The sequence below is a fragment of the Rathayibacter sp. AY2B5 genome, from assembly GCF_002931645.1.
Classification (GTDB): Bacteria; Actinomycetota; Actinomycetes; order Actinomycetales; family Microbacteriaceae; genus Rathayibacter.
Window position 1 is genome coordinate 87,327 of record NZ_PSUE01000012.1, and the last position, 8,817, is coordinate 96,143.

Below are 8,817 nucleotides of genomic sequence, written 5' to 3' on the forward strand. Positions count from 1 at the left end.
GAGTGCCCGACGGCCGTGATCCGAACGCGGGGGGCCGGGTGCGAGCGGCCCTCCGCTCCGTGGACGGCGGGGCGCTGATGACGCGCGAGGTGCTCGACGCTCTCGAGCAGGCGGCCGAGCTCACCCGGCGCCACGTCGGGCACCCCGAGCGCGCCGCCGCGCTCGCCCTGCGCCTGCACCGGGTGACCGCTCCGACCGAGCTCGTCTACACCCGGTTCCCGCCGACCCTCAGCCTGGTGCTGGCCGGCCGGAAGCGCTCGGTGGTCGGCGACTCCGACGAGCGGTGGGGCGCCGGCCGCTTCCTGATCACCCCCGTCGATCTGCCGGTGGTCGCGGCCGTCGTGGAGACCGGCGACCGCGGCGACTTCCTGTCGGCCAACTGGCGTCTCGACCCGCTCGTGGTGGCCGAGATCGCGGCGCTCGCCCCCCGGACGGCCCCGCGGGCTCCCGCCCCGCGGATCGGCACGGTCACGGAGGAGATGGCCGACTCGCTGCGCCGACTCTTCCGTCTGCTCGACGCCCCCGCCGACATCCCGGTGCTCGCCCACGCGATCACGCGCGAGCTCGTGCTGCGGCTGCTGCAGACGGACCAGGCGCCCCGGCTGCTGGCCGCGTCCAGCACCGTCCGCTCGGAGGCCGTCTCCCGCGCGGTCGAGGCGATGAGCGCGTCGCTGTCGCGCGGATGGACCCTCGGCGCGCTCGCCGCGGAGGCGGGCACCAGCGTGCCCACACTCACCCGCCGCTTCCGCGAGCTGACCGGGATGTCGCCGCTGGGCTACCTGCGGCGGCTCCGCCTCGGGGAGGCCAGGAGGCTGCTCCTGGTCCGGGGCGACACCGCCGCGCAGGCCGCGGCCGCGGTCGGCTACGCGAGCGCGTCGCACTTCGGGCGCGACTACCGCCGCGCCTACGAGACGACCCCCGCGGCCGACGCCGCGCTCCACCCCGGGCCGCTCGTCCAGATCCACTGAGCGGCGGGCGCTGTCGCGGGGACTTCGAGCGGCGCGTGCCGCGGCGTCAGACGCGGGCGCCGACGATGCCTCCGTCGACGTCGAGCGTCGTGCCGTGGACGTACGAGGCCTCGTCCGAGACGAGCCAGCGCACGGCCAGGGCGATCTCGTCCGGACGTCCGGGCCGGCCGGCGGGGGCGGACGCGGTCATCTGCTCCAGGATCGCCGCGGCGTGCTCGTTGCCGGGCGTGAGAGTCGCGCCGGGCGCGACGGCGACCACGCGCACGCCGCTCGGGCCGTACTCGGCCGCCCACGCCCGCGTGAGGTGCTCCAGCGCCGCCTTGGTCGCGGGGTAGAGCGCGGTCCCGGGCGTTCCCACCCGTCCCATCCACGAGGTGATGTTGACGACTACTCCGCTCCCGCGCTCGGCCATGGCCGGGGCGATCGCCGCGACGAGCTGGTGCGGCACGCGGATGTTCGTGGTGAGGAGGGACTCGACGTCGGCGTCGCTGAGGTCGGCGGTCGGCCCCACCGGGAACACTCCGGCGTTGTTGACGATGAAGTCGATCCGCCCGTCGAGGAGGGTCAGCGCCCGCTCGGCGACGGCGCGGGTCTCCTCCGGCGTGCCCGCGAGGTCGGCGACGAGCGCGGAGGCGGTGCCCCCGTCGGCGCGGATGCCGCGGACGACGGACCCGACCCGCTCGGGGTCGCGTCCGTGCACGAGGACGTGAGCGCCGGCCCCGGCGAGGCGGCGGGCGATGGCCGCGCCGATCCCGCTCGAGGATCCGGTGACGAGGGCGTGGCGTCCGGCGAGGGAGCCGGATGCGGAAGGGGCGAGGAGCTCGGTGTCTGTCATGGCTCCAGCCTCCCGGCGGCGCGGGAGGCGGGCTGTCCCGATCCGATCGGGTGCTGACCCGATCCGCTCAGGGCGCCTCGGCGGCCGCTCTCGGCCCTCGTCCGCCCAGGACTCCGACCCCCGCGAGCCCTCCCGGTAGCCTGGAGCGCATGACCGACAGCCAGCACGTCCGCTCCCGCGAGGCCTCGTCCGGCCGCGACCTGACGTACCCGCCGCTGCCCGAGGCGCTCGTCGTCCCCGTCTACGACAACCACACGCACCTCGAGATCGCCGACGGCCTCGAGCCGCTCGACCACCGCGAGCAGCTCGACCGGGCCTCCACCGTCGGGGTCCGCGGCGTCGTCCAGGTCGGCACGGACGTCGAGACGAGCCGCTGGTCGGCCGAGCAGGCGGCGAGCGAGCCGCGCATGCTGGCCGCCGTCGCGATCCACCCCAACGAGGCGCCCGAGCTGGAGCAGCGCGGCGAGCTCGACGCCGCCCTCGCCGTGATCGCCGAGCTGGCGGAGCAGCCGCGGGTGCGCGCCATCGGCGAGACCGGGCTCGACTTCTTCCGCACCGGCGAGAGCGGCCGCGCCGCGCAGTTCCGCTCCTTCGAGGAGCACATCCGCATCGCGAAGGAGCACGACCTCGCGCTGCAGATCCACGACCGCGACGCGCACCGCGAGGTCATCGAGACCCTGCGCCGCGTCGGCGCCCCCGAGCGCACCGTCTTCCACTGCTTCTCCGGGGACGCGGAGATGGCGCGGATGTGCACGGACGAGGGCTGGTACCTCTCCTTCGCCGGCACCGTGACGTTCAAGAACGCCGAGCCGCTGCGGGAGGCGCTCGTCGCGACTCCTCGGCACCTCATCCTGGTCGAGACCGACGCGCCGTACCTCACTCCGTCGCCCTTCCGCGGCCGCCCGAACGCGCCCTACCTCCTCCCGCACACCCTGCGCTCGATGGCCGCGACCCTCGAGACCGACGTCGGCCACCTGGCCGCGACGATCGCCTCGAACACGGAGGCCGTGTACGGCGAGTGGGGCGGCGAGGTCGGCTCCGAGCCGACGGAGCCGGTCGGACCCCTCGCATGAGCGGCCGCCACGCCGCCGAGCCGACGGGCGCCGCGATCCCGCGCCTGCTGGGCCCGGCCGAGATCCGCGACCTCGCGGGCCTCCTCGACGTCACGCCGACCAAGAAGCTCGGCCAGAACTTCGTGCACGACGCCAACACGGTCCGCCGCATCGTCAAGCTCGCTCGGGTGCGCCCGGGGGAGACCGTCGTCGAGATCGGCCCCGGCCTCGGATCGCTGACCCTCGGCCTGCTCGAGGCGGGCGCGCAGGTCGTGGCCGTCGAGATCGACGGGCGCCTCGCCGAGCAGCTGCCGCGCACCGTCGAGCTGATGGCGCCGGGCGCCGATCTCGCGGTCGTGCACGCCGACGCGATGAAGGTGCTCGACCTGCCGGGGGAGCCGGTCCGGCTCGTCGCCAACCTCCCGTACAACATCTCGGTGCCGGTGCTCCTGCACTTCCTCGAGCACTTCGCCAGCATCCGGTCCGGAGTGGTGATGGTGCAGTCCGAGGTCGGGCACCGGCTCGCCGCCGGTCCCGGCTCCAAGGTCTACGGCGGCCCGAGCGTCAAGGCGGCGTGGTTCGGCTCCTGGACGACGGGCGGCGCGGTCTCGCGTCAGATCTTCTGGCCGGTGCCGAACGTCGACAGCGTGCTCGTCGCGTTCGACCGCGGCGAGGAGCCGGGCGACGAGACCCTGCGCCGCGCCGTCTTCGCGGTCGTCGACGCGGCGTTCGCGCAGCGGAGGAAGATGCTCCGCCAGTCGCTCGCGACCCTCTTCGGCGACAGCGCCGCGGCGATCGTCGCGCTCGAGCGCGCCGGCGTCCCGCAGACCGCGCGCGGCGAGGAGCTGGACGTCGCCGCCTTCGTCCGCCTGGGCCGCGAGCTCGATCCGGCGCGGGTCCCCGTGCGCGGCGCGGCGGTGCCCGACGGGTCGCTGGCGGAGACCGACGGGGACGACGCGGACGGCGACGGGGAGCCCGCCCCGGGTGCGGACGAGGGCGCCTCCGCCACCCTGTAGCGTGGATGCATGGCCCACCGCGCGACGTCGAACCGGGTCCACGCGCGGGCGCCCGGCAAGATCAACGTGTTCCTCAAGGTCGGCGCCGTGCGCGACGACGGGTACCACGAGCTGGCCACCGCGTTCCAGTCGCTCTCCCTCTACGAGGACGTGTTCGCGGAGGAGGCGGCCGACTTCTCGGTCTCCTTCTCGGGCTCGATCGACACCTCCCGCCTGGCCGTCGACGGCTCCAACCTCGCGATCAAGGCGGCTCGGGCGCTCGCCCGGGCGACCGGCTACCGCGGCGGCGTGCACCTCGAGATCGAGAAGAACGTCCCCATCGCCGGCGGCATGGGCGGCGGCTCGGCCGACGCGGCGGCGACCCTGCTCGCCTGCGACGCGCTCTGGGGCACGGCCTGCACGAGGGAGCAGCTGCTGGGCATCGCCGCGAGCCTCGGCGCCGACGTCCCCTTCTCCTTCACCGGCGGCACCGCGATCGGAGTCGGCCGAGGCGACGAGCTGAGCCCGGCGCTCGCCAAGGGCCGCTTCGAGTGGGTGCTGGTCCTCTCGGAGGAGGGCCTGTCGACCCCCGAGGTCTACAGCGAGCTCGACCGGCACCGCGAGCGCCACCTGCACGACTTCCGCCCGATCTCGGCGACCCCCGCCATCGATCCCAACGTGCTGCAGGCCCTCCGCGCCGGCGACGCCGCCATGCTCGCCGACGCGATGCACAACGACCTGCAGGCGCCGGCGCTGCACCTGCAGCCCGGGCTCGCCCGCATCCTCGAGCTCGGCGAGGGCCGCGGAGCGCTCGGCGGCCTCGTCTCGGGGTCCGGCCCGACCGTCGCGTTCCTCGCTCCGGACGCCGATGCGGCGGCCGACCTGCAGCGCGAGCTGAGCTCCGCGCGGCTGAGCGCCGTGCGGGTGTCCGGCCCGGTCCACGGGGCGCGCCTGCTGTCGACCTAGTCGCGGGGGCGGTGCCTCCGGAGCGGGGCTCGCGAGCCTCGCGCCCGGCGCCCTCCACAGACGGTCCGCAGAGAAGTTCCGACCTCGTGGCTTAGAGTGCCGCTCATGTCCCGCCGAGCCACCCTCTTCGCGATCCTCTCCGGGATCGTGGCCGCCGTCGTCGCCCTCGCGGCCGCCGAGGTCGTCGCGGTCTTCACCGGAGCGGGCGGCAGTCCGCTGGTCGCGGTCGGCGGCTTCGTCATCGACATCGTGCCCCCGGGCGTGAAGGACACGGTCATCGCGCTCTTCGGCACCGGCGACAAGCTCGTGCTGCTGGTCTCGATCGGCCTCGCGATCGCGCTGCTGGCCGTCGGCGCCGGGGTCCTCGAGTACCGCCGCCCGCCGTTCGGCGTGCTGCTGCTGGCCGTCGTCGCGGGCGCCGGTGCGCTCGCCGCCGTCAGCCGCGAGGGCGCGTCCGGGATCGACGCGGCGCCGAGCGTCGTGGGCATGGTGGCCGGTGCCGCGGTGCTGCGCTCGGCCTCCGTCCGCCTCCGCGGCTGGCAGGAGGAGCGCGAGAGCGACTCCCCGGACCGCCGGTCGTTCCTCCGCCTGGTCGGGATCGCCGGAGTCGCCGCGGTCGCCGCCGGCATCGGCGCCCGCTTCCTCACGTCCGCCTCCGCCGCCGTCACCGCCGTGCGCGAGGCCGTGTCCCTGCCGGCTCCCGCCTCGGCCGCCGCGCCCGTCCCGGCGGGCGCCGTGCTCGACGACATCGACGGCATCAGCTCCTACGTCACTCCCAACTCCTCGTTCTACCGGATCGACACCGCGCTCTCGGTGCCGTCGGTCGAGCCCGCCGACTGGTCGCTGAAGATCACCGGCATGGTGGAGGAGGAGATCGAGATCACCTGGGACGAGCTGCTCGCGCTGCCGCTCGAGGAGCACCTGGTCACCCTGTCCTGCGTGTCCAACGAGGTCGGCGGCGACCTGATCGGCACCGCCCTCTGGCTGGGATACCCGATCCGCGAGCTGCTGGCCCGGGCCCGGCCGACCGCCGGCGCCGACATGGTGCTCTCGCGGAGCATCGACGGCTTCACCGCCTCCAGCCCGCTCGACGTGCTGCAGGACGAGGACCGCGCGAGCCTGCTCGCCGTCGGGATGAACGGCGAGCCGCTCCCGGTCGAGCACGGCTTCCCCGTCCGGATGGTCGTCCCCGGCCTGTACGGCTACGTCTCGGCGACGAAGTGGGTCGTCGAGCTGAAGGTCACGACCTTCGCGGAGGACCTGGCGTACTGGTCGACGCGCGGCTGGACCGAGCGCGGTCCGATCAAGATCGAGTCGCGGATCGATGTGCCGCGCCAGGGCCAGCCCGTCGAGGCGGGGACGGTCGCCGTGGCGGGAGTCGCCTGGGCGCCGCACACCGGCATCGCGAAGGTGGAGGTGCAGATCGACGGCGGCGCCTGGCAGGAGGCGCGCCTCGCCGAGCAGGTCACCGCGGACACGTGGATCCAGTGGGTCCTCGAGTGGGACGCGACGGTCGGCGACCACGTCGTGACCGTGCGCGCCACCGACGCGGACGGCACGGTGCAGACCACGGTCGAGCGCCCGCCCGCTCCCGACGGTGCCACGGGACTGCACCGCCGCTCGGTGTCCGTCTCGGAGCCGGCAGCCGCGGGCTGAGGTCCGGGGGCCGCGACCCGGCCGCACTGTGATCGACCCGCGGCGGACCGCTCAGGCGGCACCGCCTAGGCTGGATCCCTATGGCACATCTGCTGGGCGCCGAGGCGCTGCGACTCGAGTACCCCACACGCGTGATCTTCGACGACGTCTCCCTGGGGATCGAGGAGGGCGACCGCATCGGGATCGTCGGACGCAACGGCGACGGCAAGTCGACCCTCCTGCGCCTGCTCGCGCAGCGCATCGAGCCGGACAGCGGCCGCGTCACGCACCGCCGCGGCGTCACGCTCGGGATGCTCGACCAGGCCGACACGGTCGATGAGGACCTCACCGTCGCCCAGGCCGTCGTCGGCGGGCTCCAGGAGCACGAGTGGGCGGGCGACGCGCGCACCCGAGACGTGATCGCGGGCCTGCTGCGCGACGTCCCCTGGGACGGAGTGGTCGGCTCCCTCTCGGGCGGGCAGCGGCGCCGGGTCGCCCTCGCGAAGCTGCTCGTCGGCGACTGGGACGTCGTCTTCCTCGACGAGCCCACCAACCACCTCGACGTCGAGGGCATCGCCTGGCTCGCCGAGCACCTCAAGCGCCGCTGGGCGGCGTCGTCGGGCGGGCTCGCGGTCGTCACCCACGACCGGTGGTTCCTCGACGAGATCTGCACCGCCACCTGGGAGGTGCACGACCGCCTCGTCGAGCCGTTCGAGGGCGGGTACGCTGCGTACATCCTGCAGCGCGTCGAGCGCGACCGGATGGCCTCGACCATGGAGGCCAAGCGCCAGAACCTGATGAAGAAGGAGCTCGCCTGGCTCCGCCGCGGCGCCCCCGCCCGCACGGCCAAGCCCAAGTTCCGGATCGACGCCGCGAACCAGCTGATCGAGGACGAGCCCCCGGTGCGCGACTCGGTCTCGCTCTCGCAGCTCGCCGTCTCCCGCCTGGGCAAGGACGTCGTCGACCTGCTGGACGTCACGGTCCGCTACGGCGAGCGGACCGTCCTCAACCGCATCGAGTGGCGGATCGCACCCGGCGAGCGCACCGGCATCCTCGGCGTGAACGGCGCCGGCAAGTCGACCCTCCTCGGCCTGGTCGCGGGCAGCGTGGAGCCGACGAGTGGCCGGGTGAAGCGCGGCACCACCGTGCGCGTCGCGATCCTCGACCAGCAGCTGCGCGAGCTGACCGGGGTCCAGCACCGGCCCGTCCGCGAGATCATCGCGGAGCAGCGCACCAGCTACTCCATCGGCGGCAAGGAGATGACCCCGGGCCAGCTGCTCGAGCGGCTCGGCTTCTCGAGCGCGCAGCTCTCGACGCCGGTGAAGGACCTCTCGGGCGGTCAGCGCCGGAGGCTCCAGCTCCTGCTCATCCTGCTCAGCGAGCCCAACGTGCTGATCCTCGACGAGCCGACCAACGACCTCGACACCGACATGCTCGCCGCGATCGAGGACCTGCTCGACTCCTGGCCGGGCACCCTGCTCGTCGTCTCGCACGACCGGTACCTGCTCGAGCGCGTCACCGACCAGCAGTACGCCGTGATGGACGGCGCGTTCCGCCACCTGCCCGGCGGCGTCGAGCAGTACCTCGACCTGCGCCGCGCGCTCGAGAAGGGCGCGCCCGCGGCGGCCTCGTCGGGCTCCTCCTCCGGCGCGCCGGCGTCGAGCGGACTCGCGGGGGCCGAGCGCCGCACCGCGGAGAAGGAGGTGTCGGCGATCGACCGGCGCCTGCACAAGCTCACGCAGCTGACGAAGACCGTGCACGAGAAGATGGCGACGCACGACCAGGACGACTACGACGGGATCCTGGCGCTGAACGCCTCGCTCCGCGCCTACGAGGACGAGGCGGCAGAGCTCGAGATGCGCTGGCTGGAGCTCTCGGAGCAGCTCGAGGGCTGACGCCGGTCTCCTCCGCCGCTCCGGCAGCTGTCCCGTACCGCGTGTGCGGGACGCGGTCCCGGGCCCGGGGCGACCGGCTCAGCCGAAGTCGAGGGAGAGCTTGCGGAGGAGCTGCGCCAGCCGCTCCTGCTGGGCGTGGGTGAGCGCGCCGAGCAGCTCCTGCTCCGCGTCGACCAGGCGGGTGATCGCCGCGTCGACCCGGGCGAGTCCCGACGGCGTCATCTGCACCAGCACGCCGCGCCCGTCGTTCGGGTCGTCGAGGCGCTCGACCAGGTCGCGCTCGACCAGCCGGTCGATGCGGTTGGTCATGGTGCCGCTGGTGACCATGGTCGCCTGGAGGAGCTGCTTGGGGCTCATCCGGTAGGGCGCTCCCGCGCGCCGCAGGGCCGAGAGCACGTCGAACTCCCACGTCTCGAGCTCGGACCGGCCGAAGGCGCTGCCGCGCGCGCGCTCGAGCTGCTTGGCCAGCCG

8 protein-coding genes are annotated in these 8,817 nt (G+C 74.3%); 6 read left to right on the forward strand and 2 right to left on the reverse strand.

Annotated elements, in window-relative coordinates:
• Window positions 1-2: 2 nt before the first annotated feature.
• Window positions 3-968: an AraC family transcriptional regulator gene (locus tag C5C30_RS09760; RefSeq protein WP_258063283.1), complete on the forward strand. Its 966-nt coding sequence runs from the start codon at window positions 3-5 to the stop codon at window positions 966-968.
• Between the two features lie 46 nt (window positions 969-1,014).
• Here C5C30_RS09760 and C5C30_RS09765 read toward each other — a convergent pair whose 3' ends face one another.
• The gene (locus C5C30_RS09765) at window positions 1,015-1,803 is read right to left on the reverse strand and encodes an SDR family NAD(P)-dependent oxidoreductase (RefSeq protein ID WP_104333629.1); all 789 of its coding nucleotides are present in this window, start codon (window positions 1,801-1,803) and stop codon (window positions 1,015-1,017) included.
• Between the two features lie 149 nt (window positions 1,804-1,952).
• Here C5C30_RS09765 and C5C30_RS09770 point away from each other — a divergent pair, with 149 nt between their 5' ends.
• The 5 genes from C5C30_RS09770 (at window position 1,953) to C5C30_RS09790 (ending at window position 8,346) form a co-directional block, all read left to right on the forward strand.
• Window positions 1,953-2,876, forward strand: a complete 924-nt coding sequence (locus tag C5C30_RS09770) for a TatD family hydrolase (RefSeq protein ID WP_104222332.1) — start codon at window positions 1,953-1,955, stop codon at window positions 2,874-2,876.
• The gene (rsmA, locus tag C5C30_RS09775) at window positions 2,873-3,871 is read left to right on the forward strand and encodes a 16S rRNA (adenine(1518)-N(6)/adenine(1519)-N(6))-dimethyltransferase RsmA (RefSeq protein ID WP_181131529.1); all 999 of its coding nucleotides are present in this window, start codon (window positions 2,873-2,875) and stop codon (window positions 3,869-3,871) included. The genes C5C30_RS09770 and rsmA overlap by 4 nt, the downstream gene beginning before the upstream one ends.
• Before the next feature lie 9 nt (window positions 3,872-3,880).
• Entirely contained in the window at window positions 3,881-4,816 is a 936-nt protein-coding gene (locus C5C30_RS09780; protein WP_104222334.1) for a 4-(cytidine 5'-diphospho)-2-C-methyl-D-erythritol kinase, read from the forward strand.
• 105 nt (window positions 4,817-4,921) lie between these two features.
• Window positions 4,922-6,472, forward strand: a complete 1,551-nt coding sequence (locus tag C5C30_RS09785) for a molybdopterin-dependent oxidoreductase (protein WP_104222336.1) — start codon at window positions 4,922-4,924, stop codon at window positions 6,470-6,472.
• Window positions 6,473-6,552: 80 nt separating this feature from the next.
• Window positions 6,553-8,346: an ABC-F family ATP-binding cassette domain-containing protein gene (locus tag C5C30_RS09790; protein ID WP_104272842.1), complete on the forward strand. Its 1,794-nt coding sequence runs from the start codon at window positions 6,553-6,555 to the stop codon at window positions 8,344-8,346.
• A 78-nt stretch (window positions 8,347-8,424) separates the two neighbouring features.
• On the opposite strand, the gene C5C30_RS09795 is transcribed toward C5C30_RS09790, so the two are convergent.
• Window positions 8,425-8,817, reverse strand: a 393-nt coding sequence (locus C5C30_RS09795) for a MarR family winged helix-turn-helix transcriptional regulator (RefSeq protein ID WP_104333630.1), incomplete at its 5' end; no start/stop codon positions are given.

Bases quoted from the DNA above. Each gene is read 5' to 3' on its own strand.
- C5C30_RS09780 (WP_104222334.1), top strand. From the start codon at position 3,881: ATGGCCCACCGCGCGACGTCGAACCGGGTCCACGCGCGGGCGCCCGGC.
- C5C30_RS09790 (WP_104272842.1), top strand. From the start codon at position 6,553: ATGGCACATCTGCTGGGCGCCGAGGCGCTGCGACTCGAGTACCCCACA.
- C5C30_RS09770 (WP_104222332.1), top strand. From the start codon at position 1,953: ATGACCGACAGCCAGCACGTCCGCTCCCGCGAGGCCTCGTCCGGCCGC.
- rsmA (WP_181131529.1), top strand. From the start codon at position 2,873: ATGAGCGGCCGCCACGCCGCCGAGCCGACGGGCGCCGCGATCCCGCGC.
- C5C30_RS09765 (WP_104333629.1), bottom strand. From the start codon at position 1,803: ATGACAGACACCGAGCTCCTCGCCCCTTCCGCATCCGGCTCCCTCGCC.
- C5C30_RS09785 (WP_104222336.1), top strand. From the start codon at position 4,922: ATGTCCCGCCGAGCCACCCTCTTCGCGATCCTCTCCGGGATCGTGGCC.